This window comes from Roseofilum sp., from assembly GCF_982964205.1.
Genome location: NZ_CEZBFX010000014.1, coordinates 1 through 17303 on the forward strand (window position 1 = coordinate 1; position 17303 = coordinate 17303).

Sequence of the window (17303 nt, forward strand, 5' to 3'; positions counted from 1 at the left end):
TTTCTTTGAGGTCATGCCAGCCCATGGAGTGCCGATGGATATATATCTTCTTTGGTTACCCTAGTTGGGTCTCCAGCTTGGATATATATCTATTTTAGCACTACACAGGATTATCTATGTTTCATTACAGATGTTATGAGACTTTTCTATTTGAGTTACCTAGGGCTGACCTATGGGAAGGGATGGAGTTAGGATGATTTTAGGTGCAAATTAGGTGTAGCGTAGTCCCCTGAGCGCTAGGCCATGGATTCGATTCCAGGCACAGCAATCGAGAACTTAAAGCGGGACTGACGGGTCTCGAACCCATGGCCTAGCGCTTAGGAGGCGCTCGCTCTATCCAACTGAGCTACAGTCCCAGCCGCTCTCCATTATACATGATTTTAATTCAGTCAGGAGACTAACCCAAGCCCAGAACCGCTTTTAAGCGCTCAACTACAAACTTACGGTCTAAATACGACAATAAACCGCCTGCTTTTGGTCCCCGTTCTTTCCCTAGGAACGATTGGTAAATTGCGGGAAATGCCAGATTGGGGTTAATCGATAACTCCTTCGTGGTGGAGAAAATTAAGGTTTGTAACTCCTCCGCTTCCCAACTTTCTAGTTTTTCCAGATTCACAACCAACTGGTTTAGATAGGTCTTTTGTTCCTCAGATAATTGACGAGTTCCTTCAGGAATTTCATCCCAATAAATCACTAACTTTTCTTCTTCATCGGCATAATCTTCAAGCCATTTTTTGCCAACATTAATCCGCTTCCTAATCTCTTCCCAATCCCTATCGGTTAGAGAAGACATTCGTTTTTGAATTTCTGCTTCAACCTCTAAACCAGGAATTTGCAACAAGGAAATCAAGGTACTCAGTTCAAAGGGTTGATAGGGTTCAATTTCACTATCCAACTGGGCATACAAGAGAGACATCAAATCCTTCGAGAGTTCACCCTCTTCTCCAGCACTTTGCCACTCTTTGTACTTACCAATCAACGTATCATAATCTCGGAATAGGCGAGTCGTAGTTTCATAGTTGGGTGCAAAGTTAATTACAGTTTTTGGGGGAGTTCTTAACATCAAAAACCGCAAGAGTTCAGCCGGCAATAAATCCGCCATATCTCTGGCACTTGAACCGACTCCTTTGGAGGAACTCATTTTTGTCCCATTGACTAAAATAAATTCATAGGGCGAATGGAAAGGCGGTTGCTTTTTCAGTACTTTGCGACAAATGGCATTAGCCACATCACGAGATCCACCTTTTTGAGAATGGTCTTTTCCTGCCAGTTCAATGGTGACTCCCAAGATATCCCATTTGGCGACCCATTCCACTTTCCAAGGTAATTTTCCATTCCCATCAAAAGGAGAAACCCAGCCCGAATAACCACATCCTTCTACCCAATCGGTGCTATCCGGTTTGCAGGTATAAAAGACTTGTTCGCCGTTGTAATCGCTGACGACAGTCGTGGCAATTTTACCACAATTTTCACAGACGACTTGGAAGGGATACCAATCATCAGGTCGTTTGGCTTTACTGACTTGTTCATAGGCTTGGCGAATTAAGTCAGCATTGTTTAAAAAGGTGTCAATGTAGGGATTAAGTTGTCCAGTGCGATAGAGGTCGCGCAGATAATAAACTTTTGGCTGTACTCCCAAATATTCAAAGACTTGTAGAAACTCGCCCATAAAATATTTGGCGTAGTCGCTGGCGGTTTCTTCTGGGGAGGGGACATTACAGAGAGGATAGCCTAGGTAGGGTTTAAAGTGTTCCTGGTTGAGATATTTTGGAACAGTATCTAAGGCATCATAATCATCGACACCATAAAGGAACTTAACGGGTTTTTGGGCCTGTTTTAGGGCACGATAGATGACATCATGGATAATGACTCCCCGTAGCGATCCGACGTGAACACGACCGGATGGAGTTTTCGAGTCATTGACAATTTGTTCGCCCTGTGCATCTTGTGCAATCTTATCGGCCCAAAACATAATGCATTTTTATTTATCCACAATCTTTTCACTATAATATCAATGATCTAAAAAATCTAGGTTTTGAAGCTCTTTAATCTGCCTCTATGTCTTCCATCACTAAATCTTATCCGGCTTGGAGTCGATCGCTCGCTCAACCTGGGATAGAGTTTCCCCCGACACCCCTTGAGATCTTAGAAGGTGCGATACCGCAAGGGTTACGAGGAACATTGTATCGCAATGGCCCTGCACGATTAGAACGGGGTGGCGTACGCGTGGGTCATTGGTTTGATGGGGATGGGGCAATTCTGGCGGTTAAGTTTACGGATGAGGGAGCAACTGGGGTTTATCGGTATGTGCAAACGGAAGGATATTGTGCAGAGGGTGCGGCGAATCAGTTTTTGTATCCCAATTATGGTATGACTGCCCCAGGTGCGCTTTGGAAACGTTGGGGCAAGTTACCGAAACATTCAGCGAATACGTCGGTTTTAGCCTTACCCGATAAACTTTTAGCCCTGTGGGAAGGCGATCGCCCCTATCGGTTAGACTTGGAAACGTTAGACACTGAGGGTAAGGATGACCTATCCCAGTTACAGCCAGGAATGCCCTATTCTGCCCATCCGAAAGTAGATGCTCAGACGGGGGAAATTTTCAACTTTGGTACAATTCTGGGAGCCAAACCAAAATTATGTTTATATAAGAGCGATCGCACGGGCAAAATTATCCAAATGGGCGAGCATGTTCTCAAGAGTGTGTCCATTATCCATGATTTCGTTCTCGCTGGCCCCTATTTGATCTTTTTCATTCCCCCCATTAAATTGAAGGTATTCCCGATTTTGCTGGGGACTCAGTGTTTTTCTGATGCTCTGGAATGGCAACCGAATGGAGCCACACAAATTTTAATTTTCGATCGCCAAACCCTCTCCCTGGTGTCGCAACAAGAAGCACCTCCCTGGTTCCAGTGGCACTTTAGCAACGGATTTATGGATGAACAGGGAAACCTGGCGATCGATTTTGCCCGTTATGAGGACTTCCAAACCAATAGATTTCTGAAAGAAGTCCCCAGTGGTAAAACTCAGACGAAAGCATTAAGTCAATTGTGGCGATCGCATCTTAACCCAAAAACTGGGGAACTCATTGACCATTATCCCTTGATTGAGCAGCATAGCGAATTTCCCATTGTCTCCCCCCTCGAAGTCGGAAAACCGGCACGCTATACCTATCTGTCTATGCATCGTCCAGGAACCCCATTAGGTGAAGATTTACTGAATGTCATTGCTCGTTGGGATAACGAAACCGAAACCTTGGAAATGGGCGATCCAGGTCTCGGATCGTACCCCACAGAACCCCTTTATGTCCCCAATCCAGAAACAGAAGAGAAGGGTTGGGTGCTAACTGTGATTTATCATTCCTCTAGTCATACCAGCGAAGTCTGGATTTATGATGCCCATTACCTCAGTGATTCCCCTGTTTGTCGGTTAGAATTACCCAGCGTTATCCCCATCGGATTTCACGGTACATTTGCGAATGAGCATAAGAAACTAGGTTTCTAGTGAACTGTTTCATCTCATGTGATGCATTAGAAAAGATGATGAAGAGGAGAAGTTAGGACAGTTTCTATTGCCTATTGCCTCAAAATAACCAAGCTATTCACTCTCAAAATTCCCGTTGGGCCAAAATAATTGTGGCTAAAGCTAATAACGCTATGGTGTAGACAATACCATATCCCGCATTCGCAGTCAGCGTCACAGCACCGGGTAAAGAGTTCATCCCATACACCGCTAAGTTTTTCACATCTAAGCGAGATAGATCGGGAACAATAATAAACAAGACTTGACTCAGACGGGAAAACAAGGGAGTTTCGACTAAGGCATTCAGTTTCACCATGTCGGCGCTTAAGTTACCTATAAAATAAATGCCAAATGTGAGGAAAAGAGCCACTAAGGAACGGGTAAAGACTCCAAATAAAATGGCTGCTGCTGTAATCAAGGATAGCTTCAGAATCAGGAACAGAGCAGAAATCATCAGGGCAGTTAAGGACGGATAACTGGTTTGATTTAAGGTTAAGATTCCCAGATAAAGCCCCATCATGCCGACGACTAAGATGCTCAAAACTGCCGAAACGCCTAAAAATTTGCCCACAATCAGTTCAGAGATATTGAGAGGTTTGGCAATTAGTAAATAAATAGTTCGCTGGTCAATTTCCTTGTTAATTAATCCAGTACTGATAAATACCGTTACTGCAACTCCTAGAATCTCCATCAATCCTAAGCCCACATCCAGAAGAATTTTATCTTCTACAGTGGAGGCAACTTCCCGAATTACGGGGATTATAAATACGATTATGATGGCGAATAATCCCCATACATAGAGAATGCGATCGCGGATGGTTTCGGCAAATACATTATTGGCAACAACCCTGAGTCGATTAAAATTCATAGGTCTGTCTAAAAGCAGGATAAATTAGTCGGAGCTGAATGGCGATCGGAGTTTTTCTAGGTCTAATTTTATCACAAATAAGCTGTTATCCATGTTCTGGTTCACCAACTTTGGATTGGCGATCGCCCATTCATCAATCATGAAGTAAAAGTAAATCCAGCAACTGATGAGTAAACTACTCAGAAGAATGATAATATTTCTTTGTAAGCGTTTTTTCCCTTCTGCCGATCCGAGATCGAGGGAGCGGATTCTGATCGCATCAGGTAAGAGCTGAGTGAGGGCGATAGATTCTGGATAGCTCACCCACAACACTTTTTGTGAAACTCTATCGAGGGTCCTACTGATAATCAGAGAGAAAATCAACCAGATAATGATGGGTTTGAAATCGATACCCCAACAGTCTAGAGTATATTGACTCAGGAAAATCCATAGGGCATAGAGTAAAGTGAGAAACCCCAAAAAAGCGATTGGCTCTTGCAGTTTTTCCAGTTTGAAGATGGGCATTAAAGCCGCAATAGTCCAGAACCCAAAACCGATAATAAACAAGATTTGCCAGAGGGTAGGCGGCTTAGAAAATAAAGTCTTGAACAGTTGAATAAAGTTGTGCATGAATCGGTTAAGGCGTATTCAAACTGAACCGAATAAATTTCATTAGCACCACAAGTAAGATAACGCTATTACTCATCAAATGGGCATTAAATACGGTGCGAGAAATTGCTTTTTCGATAAAGGCTTCACGGGCAGCGATACTAAATCCTCCTTCTCCATATTTTCTTTGTATCCACATCTTGCGAATATTACGCAGAAGAGCTAATCCTTGCCGTTTGACAAACCAGCCAATCAGAAAAGCACCGATAATTGCTAGTAAAATCCAGGATAGACTCGATCGCTCCCACTGGCCAAATAGGACTAAATCAATTAAATTTTGGCGAATGGAATTGGGCAATAAGAGTTCTAAATTAAAGAATAAGAACCAACCAATCAGGTTGGCAAGCAAATTCAGTGTAGCGGCATAAAAAATGCTAAAACGGGGATGAAGCTGAAGTTGAGTATGGAGAAAATAGGATTCAATGGCGATCGCCACCCATAAGCATAGCATCTGTAAGGCGATCGTTCGTAGAGGCAGAATAACCATTACTAGATAAGTAATACTTAACAATTAACAATTAACAATTCTTTTAAATTATTAATTGTTAATTGCTAAACCGATCCTAGCTTTTATCGAGTTCCCGGCGCAGTTGCTCCAAGTCATCATCAACTGCTGAAGCCGAGTGACTTGAATCAGTAGTACCTTGGGGAAGAGCAGCTTGATTGGGTGATGCGCCAGTTAACTGGGCTTTCATGGCAGCCAATTCGTCATCAACATCACTCCCTTCTAACGCTGCAAACTGTTCTTCAATCCCTGTACCACCAATCTCATAGGCTGCCTGGCTTCTGGCTTCCATTTGCAGCACTTTTTCTTCCATCCGATCAAACGCAGCGAGGGAGCTACTGGTTCCGATGTTCGAGACAGTATTCTGCAAGTTTTCTTGAGCTTTAGCTGCTTGCATCCGTGCTTTGAGCATGTCTTTCTTGGTTTTCGCCTCAGAAATCTTGCCCTCTAGCTGCATTAAGTTTTTCTTCAGGGTATCTACCTGAGCGGTTTGTTGCTCTAAAGAAACTTTAATGGTAGTGGCGCTGTCAGCCTGAGCTTTTTTGCACTGCAACGCTTCCCGAGCTAGATTTTCGTCGCCCTTCTGTAGAGCCAGTTGCGCCCGTTGCTGCCATTTATTGGCTTCATTTTGGGCTGTATTATATTGTTGCTGGCTCTTTTTTTGGCTGGCGATCGCACTAGCTACCGCTTGCCGAAGTTGGATCAGATCTTCCTGCATATCAATAATAGACTGCTCGAGTATCTTCTCCGGGTCTTCTGCTTTATTCACAAGATCGTTTATATTAGCTCTCAGAACTCGGCCGATCCGATCGAATAATCCCATAATTCTAATTCTGCTTTCCTGTCAGGGTCTATATACAGATTATAGTGGAGGGGAAAAGGCAATAGGGAGGAGAGGCAATAGGTAATAGGCAATAGGCAATAGGGAAGAGTTGGGTGGCACGCTAACATTTCCCATAATTATTAATTTGGTTAATAACCTACAGTTCATTGAGTCGCGATCGCAACTCCTCTAATTCGCGATCGTACTCGGACTGGCTTCTGGGGGCTTGACTTTTCAGTTGCGTTTTTATCAGGGTGAGTTCCTCCTCTACGGAAGTCTCTGTTCCTGATTCTAAAGCTTGAAATTGGTTTTCTACAGGATCTTTTCCCCATTCGGTACTCAGTTGAGCTTGGGCTTCGAGTTCTTGTACTTTATTTTCCATCCGCTCTAAAGCCGCTGATGTACCTCTAGGATTCAATTGATTCATCACTTGATGCAACTGTTCGGAAGTTTTAGCCGCACGGGCGCGGGCAATATAAAGTTCTTTCTTCGCTTTAGCCTCCGCTATTTTGCCTTCTAGGGTGCGTAAATCATTCCTCATACGATCCACCACATCCCCTTGTTGTTGCAGGTGTTCCTGGAACAGTCGCGCTGTTTCTAGATAAGGTTTGCGTCGGGTTAGAGCTTCTCTGGCTAGAGTTTCATCCCCTTTTTCTAGGGAGAGTTGGGCCCGTTTGTGCCAATCTTCGGCACTTACCGTAGCTTGATGATATTGTCGCTCTGTACGTTTTTGCACGGCGATCGCCTGAGCTACCGATTGTCGCAGACGCACCATATCATCTTGCAATTCTAAGATAGCAGTCTCTAGGAGCTTTTCCGGGTCTTGCCGTTGAACGATCCAGTCATTCACCTGGGCACGAACGGCACGAAATAGGCGATCGACAACACTCATAATCCCATCCCCATTTACTCATCATCATAAATTTTGGCAGAAATCCCCTCAATTTTCAGTTCCTCCACGAACGTTTCTGCCATTTCTCGATGATAAAATGACCCCAAATACACATAAATTCCATCCGCAAAATTGCGCAAATAAGCATTGGGAACCAAGGCTTGAATTTTCGCCATCGTATTTCCATCCTCATAATGAGCCACGACAGAATAGGATTGACCATTCTCGGACTCCGGCAAAGTCGCCACCGGTTCCGGCATCCATTCCTGTTCTGGAGGCATATCTACTGGGATAGGAACAGATCCCGTAAAACCCTGAAGATAATTTTGAGGAGGGACAGGTTCAGGTACCGGTTCAGCAAATGACGGAACCTCTGGAGGCATGATAGGTGCTGCTGCTTCCAACTGGGGCAACTCGTGAGGATTGGGGGGAGCAGTCACCCCAGGCACAACTGGAGGAGCAGGAGGTAAAGGGGCTGAAGGTTCAACTGCTTGTACAGGTGTCACTTGAGGCGTTGGCGGTTGAGGCAATTCTGATTCTGGTTCCGGTGCAGCGGAAAGAATCGGCAAGCTCAACACCCGCAAATTCAGCCCTGATGAGCGGTTAGACTCCGAGGCAGTGGGCGGCTCTACTGGAGCTTTCGCGACTACAGGCGAAGCCACCGGAATCGGGGAAACCACTGGAGAGGGTTGGGGAGATTGCTTGGGTTCCAGAACACTCAAACTCTCCAGGGTTAACTGGCCAAATTCTGAAGTTGGGCGAGGGGAAGAGTGGGAAACGTTAGAAGAATTAGCTGGAGTTGTCGCAGGTTCTGGAGCAGATTCAGGAACGGTGGGATTAGGCTGCCGGAAGGGACTATTGGGAAACAAGTAGCGCATCAGAGAAGGATTAAGAAAAATCACCCCAAATGTAATGCACAGCAGAATCAAGAGCAGTGTGGAACCGATCCCCAGAGGAGTAAGCCAGGGATTAAATGCTGGGGTAGGGATAGAGCTTTCGTCTTCCTCTTCTTCCTCGGCTAAACTTCTGAGCAATTCTTCTGAAGATTCCAAATAATCCTCTGGGGGACTGTCGGCTTCAAACCCTGTATCCGGTTCAGCCAGGTTTTGATGGGCAAAAGAGGTGGATAGGGCAGCCCCTGAATCAGTATCCGCCGAGGGAGATAGAGAGGCTGGAAGTTCTGGAGCAGTTTCTAGCGTCTCTGGAGAGGGGGGGCGCTTCGGTTGGGAGCGCTCTGGAGGCGGCGGTGAGACTAACTCTAAGGTTTTTCCGCCATGTCCTTGCGCTGTTGCCGTTAACGCATAGCTTTTCAGAGGTGGAGTATATCCTTGGCGATATCGCCGATATCGGGTTAGTTCTTCCTCTAGGCTGACATTGAGACTCGTGAGAGCCGCTTGCAGCGGTAGGGAGATGGCATAGGTCTGGTGGGGTTGGGGTGCTGGTTTTGCAGGAAAACGGTTACTCATCGCCAAGGTCTTGCCGTAGTGATTCGGTGAATCTGCTTATTTGAGGGTTGATTGTATCTTATTTTGATGCGTAATGATAGGGAGACCCTAGAATTTTATTCACAAACATTTAAATTCGAGCTATGTTTCTCGGGATTTTTGGTAATACTGACTACGTTTTGGCGATCGCTCTAACGGCAAACCAAGAGCAAGGAATCCGTCCTTCATCCGTATTTTTATTACCCGGATTATAACGGAGGCGATCCAGATTAAGCATCAGCGCACTTGGGGCAGTCTTGTTGATCCCCAATCGTTTATCCCGGAAATAACCCCTTATTCCTGAAAGAGATGATAGTGGAAACGGAGAATTCATGTCCAAATTTAAAGCAAACATAAAAAAAGTATAAAGCTATTTTCAATTTCTCTAAAAGATAACTGAAAATAGAATAGAAGCCGATATCCGCCCCCTATTGAGGATCTGCCATGAACAATTCCAATTGTCAAACCTCCGCTTGTCGGTATTGCCGCCACTTTACTCCTGAAGGTCGGCGAGGGGGCAACTGCCAACAACTCAATGTTCCTGTGCGCGGTGGATGGAAAGCTTGTCCCTTAGCTATTCCAGCTTTTGCCCCGTCTTGGGAAGGTTTAGGACTTTGGCAGTATGAACCCTTAACCGCGATTGAAACCCAGTCTAATTCTTTAGAAACTGTTGCCCTCAAAGAGTCACGCCCCAACTTGAGTGTAGTTGAGGATGATTTAGATCAAGACCTTGCCTTAGCTTAAGCACACAATCGATCAGATCAACCGTGTTTTAAGATCAAAAATTTAAGAAACGATATACCAATTATCGATTTAAGCCGGAAGCCGGGTTTCTTGAAGAAATCCGGCTTCTCAATTAAAAACCACCCACATCCCCCTAGGGGCGGGTGATGTTTCTGTGACTAAATTTGATGGGTTTTGGGGACAGGGAGAGCAACCGGTTTGGACTCCAGAGAGCTGCTAGTCAGGAGTAAGCCCTTTGATTAAGCCAAGAGTGTGCCAGAAATCATCGCAGCTAAGAGGACAAAGCCAATCATCACGTTTTGACCAAAAATTTGACTGTAGAGGGTGGGGGAAACTTCTGGTTGCAGGAGATCGTAAACCTGTTTCGCCCAGAAGATAATGGCGAGGCTCCATCCCAACCAAAATGTCCAGTTTAATGCCATAAATTGGCTTTCTAAGGCTAATAAAACAGCAGTTCCGGTAAAAAAGATGCCTACAGCGATGGGAGTCTTATCGCCGAAAAACAGGGCACTGGAGTTGACACCGATCCGTTCGTCATCTTGGCGATCGGGGAGGGCGTAGACTGTATCAAATGCTAGAGTCCAGAGGATTACTGCGCTCCAGAGGACCCAAGTTGCCGGTTCGAGGTTAGCAGTAACGGCGCTCCAGCTAATCAGTACGGCAAATCCCCAGGCAATGGAGAGGACAAGTTGGGGAACAGGAAATACGCGTTTAGCGGTGGGATAAAAGACAATGACGGGAACAGCAGCGACGCACAGAAGAAAGCTAAATCGGTTGAGATAGAGGGCTAAGACAGCAGCGCACAGCAGAGCTAAAATGGCGATCGCCACTCCAACCTGAATGGAGAGGGCGCGAGAAGCGAGGGGACGGCTACGAGTCCGTTCTACTTCTGGATCAATATTGCGATCCCATAGGTCATTAATCACACAACCCGCAGCACTGGTAACGAATGTGCCAACAATGATGACCCCCACTAGGGGAAGGGGCGGAGTTCCCCGTGCTGCCAGAAATACCGCCCATAACGCTGGAACCATCAAAATAAACCGACCGGCAGGTTTATTCCAGCGCAAGAGTTTAATAATACTCAGCCAGGTGGGATCGGTTTGAGGTGTCGATGGGCTAGTCATGGGGAAATAGGGAATAGGGGATAGGGAATGGGGCATAGACAATGGGCTATTTCCGCGTCACCGTGTCCTCCCCATCCAGAAAACATCACTCAGTCTGGGCGACTGACCGAATACTGCTAATTTTAAGTAAATCACTTAAGGTGGGACAATAAGTCGTTAAACCTAGAGTCTCTGGACTAACTGGGTTTTGATAGCGAAAATGGCGATAGCGCATACAAAACTGATCCCAAGCTCCCATTTCAATTTTCACCCCAATTAACCGCAAAATACCAATGAGGGTATCAGCTAAAGCAACAGATAGGGGAATCCGAAAATAGATTTTTTTCTGTAAAAACTGGCAAATTTGGGCAATCCCTTCATCGACGCTAAGAACGGGATTTCCTAAAACTAAATGATGGGCAAAGGCAAAACTTTCATTGGGATCGGAGGGAAGGGTACGATCGACCAAATGGGTAATGACTTGGGCAATATCATAAGCATGAAGAAAATGAAAACTACCATCGGCGCTAAAAAAACGAGCCAAGTTAATCCATTTGGGAATTTCTGATAATCCAGAGGATAGATGGGAATAGGGTTTATTCTCATCTCCCCCAAATACTAAGGTAGGAAAAACAATGGAAATGGGAGGGGCGCTGGTTAGTTTGCTCAGTTGCTGATAACAATCGTACTTAGAGCGAATATAATCGGTTCCCAACTGTCCTGCTTGGGGTAAAAGCTGATTATCTTGACCCAAAATGCTGGCAGTAGAAAAGTAGATGACTTGGTTACAAACATTCGGATCTAAGGCTTTGATCAATTGAATAGTTTTAACCACATTAATATCAAACACTTCTCTAGGGCCACCCCAAGCAGTAGCGGCTAAAATTGCCCCATCGACCGTACTTAACAGATCGTTATATTGGCCAATCTCGCGCAAATCGCCTTCTAATAGGGTAATTCCCGATCGCACTTGATAGTCGAATTGTAATTTTTCTGGTTTCCTCACCAGCAAAAACAATTCATGACCGGTCTTTTGAATCAGTGACTCAGCGATATAGTGGCCGATACAACCGCTTGCACCGGTCATGAAAATCCGTTTTTTTTTCGGGGTTGATGGGGTTAGGGTCATAATCAATTAACAGGTAGCCAGATCCAGTTGTTTCGCTGTTTCAAAGAAAAATTGGGCATTTTCTTCAGGAGTTCCTGGTAAAATCCCATGACCGAGGTTGAGGATATGACGCTTGTTGCCAGCTTTGCGAACCGTGTCTAACACGCGATCGCGGATAAAGTCTTTAGAGCCAAAGAGCGCACCTGGATCGACATTGCCTTGTACCCCCATGGTTTCTGGTAAGCGAGACCGAGCATCCCTCATATCCACGGTCCAATCTACACTAATGATATCGACTCCCGATTTAGGCATCAAATCAAAAACACCGGCGCTACCACTAATATATAGGATCAGGGGCGTGTTGGGATATTCAGCCTTCACTTGCTCAACCACCCGTTGTTGATAGGGTAGGGCTAAAGCTTCATAGTCAATGGGACTGAGATTACCCGCCCAAGAGTCAAATAATTGTACGACTTGAGCGCCATTTTTAATTTGGTATTTGACATAAGTCGCGATCGAATCAGCCACCTTACCCAACAGTTGGTGTAACATCTCTGGCTCACTAAAAGCCATTTGCTTAATGTTGCTATAGGTTTTTGAGGTTTTGCCTTCAATCATATAAGCGGCTAACGTCCAAGGAGAACCCACAAAGCCCAACACAGCCGCCTTATTCCCCACTTCTGTCCGTAGCTCTCGCAACACTTGACCCACAAAGGGCAATGATTCTTCTGGGTTTAATGAAGTTACTGCTTCTATCTGTTGTAAAGAGCGCATCGGGGGGTCAATGACTGGCCCTTTACTCTCGACAATATCAAAAGGAATTCCCATTCCCGGTAGGGGCGTGAGAATATCGGAAAACAGAATCACCCCATCCGGTTGAAAGGCCCGATAGGGTTGCAGAGAAATTTCTAGGGATAATTCGGGATTTTCGGAGCGTTCCCGAAAGCTCGGATACTTATCTCGCAGGTCGCGGTATACTTTCATGTAACGTCCTGCCTGCCGCATCATCCAAACGGGGGGGCGTGAGAGAACTTCGCCACGGGTAGCGCGTAATAGATAGGGTATCTCAGTTGATTTGGGAGATATCTCAGTTGATTCGGTCATGCTTTAAGGGTTTTTATTCCAAGGGCTGGAGATGAGTGCAAAAATTGAGGATAGGGAAGCCTGTTAACTCGTTTCGTTGCTTCTTTGGGCTAAGAGTTGGGGACAAGCCGGTTAACTTCACCAATCCAGACAACCGGCTATAATGTTCCGGATTGCCTTACCTATCATCTCATAAGATGCGATCGCTTGAATCGTCTCCTGTAGCTCTAAAATAGAATTTTGGCTTTTTTCCCAATACTGATGCTCAACTTGTGGAGATAGTACGAGAGTTTTAATGAATATTACGGAATTTTTACAACAGACTGCGGGGAAATGGTTTTCCCAGCGCACTGCCCATCCGGTCGAATCCAGTCAAACCCAGACCGGCAAATCTACCCTCTATGTCGATTTTCTAGCCAGCGATGACCCCAAAGTAAAGGCACTTAGCGATCGCCATGGCCTAAAAAACGTCTTAGGAGGCACTCTTGTAACCTGGGAAGCCACCATTGATCCCTCTGCCCAATCCTACAAGGGAGAGCGTCTATTGGTTTGGGTGGGCGATAGTGATGTTCAAACCCCCCAGAGGGGCAAATTTTTCTCCTCCCTTGACGGTTCTCCTCCGGGTTCTTTTATTCTAGATGAAGACGAAATTCTAACCTTAAGAATAGAATCCCAAGGGCAAGTTTCCGAAGACCGTATCTGGTTTGCTTCCCCCAACTTTCGCCTCCGAACCAGTCTTACCCAAGTCTCTGGTGAAACTGTTTTTGCCTCTCTATGTACTGAAATTCGATTGGGGAATGGGTAATAATTAAAAATTAAAAATTAATAATTGTTGATTATTAATTTTTAATTTTATAATCCTCATGTACTTCATCTAATGGGCCAATTTATGGGTTCACTCCTAACTGCCATTTACCCAGGAAGCTTCGACCCAATCACCCTAGGACATCTCGATATCATTGAACGGGGTTGTAATCTATTCCACGAGGTGATTGTGGTTGTCATGGTTAACCCCAACAAAAATCCCCTCTTTTCAGTGACTAAGCGGATTAGTCAGATCCAAAAAGCCACCGAACATTTAACCAATATCAAAGTTGACAGTTTTGATGGTCTAACCGTAAACTATGCTAAAATGCAGCAGGCCCAAGTGTTGCTGAGGGGTCTGAGAGTGGTATCAGACTTTGAAAAAGAACTCCAAATGGCCCACACCAACAAAACCCTCCTAGAGGAAATAGAAACGGTGTTTCTGGCAACGTCTACAGAATATGGCTTTCTGAGTAGCAGTCTGGTTAAAGAAATCGCTAAATTTGGCGCTTCCATCAATCACCTAGTTCCCCATCACGTTGCCCTCGATATCTATAAATGCTACAACAAGACCCCTCCCCCATAAACTCAGAACGTGAACCCCACGAACCCCCCCAGGCCGAATCCTCCGCCAATGGAACCAGTGGACTCAATACTAAACCAGAAGTTGATATTCAAGAAGAATTAGAGCGACTCAAAGAAATGATTTTGATGAGTACTCGTATTCCTTGGACACGCTATACGTTTGTGGATGAAGACCAGTTATTAGATCAAATTGAGTTAATTCAGTTCCATTTACCCAAAGTCTTTGAGCAATCAGTGACCTTGGTGAGTAATCGAGATGAAATTATGCTCAAAGCGAAACGGTATTCTCAGGATCTCATTAGTGCCGCAGAACAACAGGCTAGTGAGATTTTAGACGAAATGAGCTTAGTCCAGCAAGCGGAACAGGAAGCTCAAGCGATTTGGCAACAAACGCTACAGGAGTGCCAAAAGACGAAGGAAAATTTAGTTTTGGAATTACAGGAGCTAGAAAAACAGTCCACGCAAGATTTAGAACTCCAGCGTCAGAAACTTCTGGAAGAGTGTGAGATGATTCAAAAAGGAGCTGATGATTATGCAGATCAGGTATTGCAGGATCTTGAAAGTCGTCTAGGCGAGATGTTGCGGGTGGTTCGTAACGGTCGCGAGCAACTTCAGTGAATTCACTTAACTGAGAAGATCGAGTAATCTTATGGCCGAGAAATTTCGTCGCCAATTGCGCCAAGAGGCTGAAATTTGGAAATCTGAAGGGTTGATTTCTGATCAAATTTATACTCAATTATCCGATCGCTATCAGTTCGATCGCCTGGAAGCAGCCGCCAGTAACCGATTTATTGCTGTATTGGTGGGATTAGGAGCAGTATTGTTGGGATTGGGAGCGATCGCATTTGTGGCAGCCAATTGGCAAGGATGGCCGCGATCGCTCAAAATAGGCATATTACTATCGAGTTTAATCCTCACTCATGGTATTGGATTTTACTTATGGCGATTTACCTCCGATCGATGGCAACATCGATTTGGCCAAGGTTTATTGCTCTTGGGCACTCTTCTCCTGGGTGCGAACTTGGGATTGATGTCCCAAATGTTTCACTTAGATGTCCCCATTTATCAACTCTATCTGATTTGGGGATTGGGGGTAACCAGTTTAGCTATTAGCTTGCGAATGACTCTCTTAGGGTTTGTTTCCCTTGTGTTAATGGCTCTTGCCTATGGATCGAGTCTAGATGATTGGTTGTCTATCGGGAGATTACCAGGAATTGCCAGAATTTTGCAACATGCACCCTTAATTACGGGGGTAGTCGGAATTATTTTAGCTCGTTGGTGGAATTCACGGGTCATTTTCGCCTTAATGATGATAGCGTTTATTCCTACCGTATGGATACAGCTTGCGGCGATCGGCGTATGGAGCGTTCCCACCGTAGTTAAACTGACATTAGGGTTAACATTGCCACCCGCATTTTTGTGGAGTTACAACGATCGCGCGATCGCCTTGGGCAACTTCGATTGCCAACTGTTTCAGCCCCTTGCTCGTAGATTAGCTCTATTGCTGATTGCTCTACAGTTATACCTCTTTTCCTTCCATGGATGGTGGAATAGCTGGGGTGGTTGGGGTAATATTGACGACACCCTAGGGGGATGGGAATTAAGTCTCGATATTTTTGCCTTAGTAGGGTTAACGGTATGGCAGTGGTTTCAACTGGCTAAATCTCGGCGATCCGGCGATCTCCGGCGTTTCGATAGTTCTAGCTTTCTAGTCATCAATCTTTTAACCATAACTAGCGCTCTGTTCCTCTGGCACAGTCTAATCTATCCATTACCCATTTTCGCCCCCTTAATCATCAATATCGAGATCTTTCTCTTAGCCGTGAACTTAATTCGTATCGGATTAAAACAAGGAACTCGCTTAAGATTTTGGAGTGGGTTAATATTATTGACCAGTCAAATTATTAGCCGCATGTTAGAATATGAGACAGGATTATTATTAAAATCTATTGTCTTCATTCTCTGCGGCTTAGGTGTCATGGCAGCCGGATTCTGGTTTGAAAAAAAAAATTAAGAATAGTCGATCTTACCGGAGTAGGGTGGGCAGGAAAAGAAATATTCCCTATTCCCTATTCCCTACTCTCTATTCCCTAACTTCTACAAATGATCAAAACTCAAACATTGGCTTGGAAATGTTCTGCTCGCCTGGCAACCCTACTCTTGACGACCAGCTTAGGTCTTCTAGGCTGTACCTCTGTTTCCTCTGAGGTGACTGAAAACTCGACTCGCTCTTCTTCAGTTCCTGAAATCGAATCCTCGAATGGGGGAAAAGCCAACCCTACAGACTTGGCTCCCTCACAAACCTCTGCTACTCACGCACTAGGCCCAGCGAGTATCCTCGCATTAAATGAGCAATGGAAGGCTGAAACTGGTCTGCGCTATGGAGAAGTACGGAGACGATTAATGGCACAGGGATGGATTCCGCATACTATAGAAACGACCGGCCCCGTGCGCCACTACAATCCTGGGGGGTTGTTACAAAAAATGTATGACTTAGGGTATGAGGAAGTTGTTGATTGTGCGGGTACAGGTTTGGCCCCCTGTCGGTTTGAGTTTGTCTATCAAGATCGGGCTTTAGATAATGGTCCAGTGTTGGCTGTCATTGCCACAGTAGCGAGTGGGCCGAATCCCGATCCCTATTTCGCGGGTATGAATCCCGATGCTTACGGTGTTAATACAGAGTATCAAAATCGCTCTTTAGATGCTGCTTTATTTGCAGAAATTCAACAGGATAAACAATTCTGTGGTGCGATAGGTACTTGCCCAGACTTATTTTCACCCTCTGAGTTATATCAAGCTTACTCTGAGTTGTATCAAACTCAATCACAATATGCATTTCAAGATGTGGTGATTCTGGCTCGTGCTTATCTGGAGGGGGGAAATCGAGCAGTTGTTTTTCCTCGTAGACCGGTTTCTCGGGCACAAGCTCTAGAGTATGCTAGGATTCTCGATACTGAAAACACCATTGATTTGAGCGATCGCAATCGGGAACTCTACAACTATGACCGGCCAATTGAAAGTTATGCTGCCCCAGGAGAAGGCCCTCGTAATTTAATTACACTCGTATTAACAGCAGATGGACAAGTTTCTGAAATCAGTTTTGTTAAACCTGGATCGCTTTAAGAGCAGCT

General features: G+C 45.1%; 17 protein-coding genes and 1 tRNA gene. 7 read left to right on the forward strand and 11 right to left on the reverse strand.

Annotated elements, in window-relative coordinates; all coding sequences use genetic code 11:
• Positions 1–282 precede the first annotated feature (282 nt).
• Positions 283–356: transfer RNA gene (locus tag AC3A14_RS06020), tRNA-Arg, on the reverse strand.
• 41 nt (positions 357–397) lie between these two features.
• Positions 398–1972, reverse strand: coding sequence for a lysine--tRNA ligase (gene lysS, locus AC3A14_RS06025; RefSeq protein WP_318732190.1), 1575 nt, complete (start codon positions 1970–1972; stop codon positions 398–400).
• Positions 1973–2058: 86 nt separating this feature from the next.
• Between lysS and AC3A14_RS06030 the strand changes: the two genes are divergently transcribed.
• Positions 2059–3504, forward strand: a complete 1446-nt coding sequence (locus tag AC3A14_RS06030; RefSeq protein WP_318732191.1) for a carotenoid oxygenase family protein — start codon at positions 2059–2061, stop codon at positions 3502–3504.
• A 103-nt stretch (positions 3505–3607) separates the two neighbouring features.
• Here AC3A14_RS06030 and AC3A14_RS06035 read toward each other — a convergent pair whose 3' ends face one another.
• The 6 genes from AC3A14_RS06035 to AC3A14_RS06060 form a co-directional block, all read right to left on the reverse strand.
• Entirely contained in the window at positions 3608–4390 is a 783-nt protein-coding gene (locus AC3A14_RS06035) for an ABC transporter permease (RefSeq protein ID WP_318732192.1), read from the reverse strand.
• A gap of 24 nt (positions 4391–4414) precedes the next feature.
• Positions 4415–4999, reverse strand: coding sequence for a DUF5357 family protein (locus AC3A14_RS06040; protein ID WP_318732193.1), 585 nt, complete (start codon positions 4997–4999; stop codon positions 4415–4417).
• A 7-nt stretch (positions 5000–5006) separates the two neighbouring features.
• Positions 5007–5525, reverse strand: coding sequence for a filament integrity protein FraC (gene fraC / locus AC3A14_RS06045; protein WP_318732194.1), 519 nt, complete (start codon positions 5523–5525; stop codon positions 5007–5009).
• Positions 5526–5601: 76 nt separating this feature from the next.
• Entirely contained in the window at positions 5602–6366 is a 765-nt protein-coding gene (locus AC3A14_RS06050) for a PspA/IM30 family protein (RefSeq protein ID WP_318732195.1), read from the reverse strand.
• Positions 6367–6523: 157 nt separating this feature from the next.
• Positions 6524–7258 (reverse strand): PspA/IM30 family protein, encoded by a 735-nt coding sequence (locus AC3A14_RS06055; RefSeq protein WP_318732196.1) that lies wholly within the window; start codon positions 7256–7258, stop codon positions 6524–6526.
• Positions 7259–7272: 14 nt separating this feature from the next.
• Positions 7273–8724, reverse strand: a complete 1452-nt coding sequence (locus tag AC3A14_RS06060; protein ID WP_318699742.1) for a hypothetical protein — start codon at positions 8722–8724, stop codon at positions 7273–7275.
• Positions 8725–9186: 462 nt separating this feature from the next.
• Here AC3A14_RS06060 and AC3A14_RS06065 point away from each other — a divergent pair, with 462 nt between their 5' ends.
• Entirely contained in the window at positions 9187–9486 is a 300-nt protein-coding gene (locus tag AC3A14_RS06065) for a hypothetical protein (RefSeq protein ID WP_318699744.1), read from the forward strand.
• Positions 9487–9725: 239 nt separating this feature from the next.
• On the opposite strand, the gene AC3A14_RS06070 is transcribed toward AC3A14_RS06065, so the two are convergent.
• The 3 genes from AC3A14_RS06070 to hemE form a co-directional block, all read right to left on the reverse strand.
• A complete protein-coding gene (locus AC3A14_RS06070; RefSeq protein ID WP_318736361.1) occupies positions 9726–10613 on the reverse strand; it encodes a 4-hydroxybenzoate solanesyltransferase in 888 nt (295 codons plus the stop codon).
• Between the two features lie 85 nt (positions 10614–10698).
• On the reverse strand, positions 10699–11721 hold the full coding sequence (locus AC3A14_RS06075) for an NAD-dependent epimerase/dehydratase family protein (protein ID WP_318732198.1): 1023 nt from the start codon (positions 11719–11721) through the stop codon (positions 10699–10701).
• A gap of 6 nt (positions 11722–11727) precedes the next feature.
• Positions 11728–12804, reverse strand: coding sequence for a uroporphyrinogen decarboxylase (gene hemE, locus AC3A14_RS06080; protein WP_318732199.1), 1077 nt, complete (start codon positions 12802–12804; stop codon positions 11728–11730).
• A 274-nt stretch (positions 12805–13078) separates the two neighbouring features.
• On the opposite strand from hemE, the gene AC3A14_RS06085 reads away from it, so the two are divergent.
• The 5 genes from AC3A14_RS06085 (at position 13079) to AC3A14_RS06105 (ending at position 17295) form a co-directional block, all read left to right on the forward strand.
• Positions 13079–13588, forward strand: a complete 510-nt coding sequence (locus AC3A14_RS06085; protein ID WP_318699748.1) for a phycobiliprotein lyase — start codon at positions 13079–13081, stop codon at positions 13586–13588.
• Positions 13589–13672: 84 nt separating this feature from the next.
• Positions 13673–14173, forward strand: coding sequence for a pantetheine-phosphate adenylyltransferase (gene coaD / locus AC3A14_RS06090; RefSeq protein WP_318732200.1), 501 nt, complete (start codon positions 13673–13675; stop codon positions 14171–14173).
• Entirely contained in the window at positions 14146–14790 is a 645-nt protein-coding gene (locus tag AC3A14_RS06095) for a F0F1 ATP synthase subunit B family protein (protein ID WP_271938118.1), read from the forward strand. The genes coaD and AC3A14_RS06095 overlap by 28 nt, the downstream gene beginning before the upstream one ends.
• Before the next feature lie 31 nt (positions 14791–14821).
• Entirely contained in the window at positions 14822–16186 is a 1365-nt protein-coding gene (locus tag AC3A14_RS06100) for a DUF2157 domain-containing protein (protein WP_318732201.1), read from the forward strand.
• Positions 16187–16275: 89 nt separating this feature from the next.
• Positions 16276–17295: a hypothetical protein gene (locus tag AC3A14_RS06105; RefSeq protein WP_318732202.1), complete on the forward strand. Its 1020-nt coding sequence runs from the start codon at positions 16276–16278 to the stop codon at positions 17293–17295.
• Positions 17296–17303: the final 8 nt, after the last annotated feature.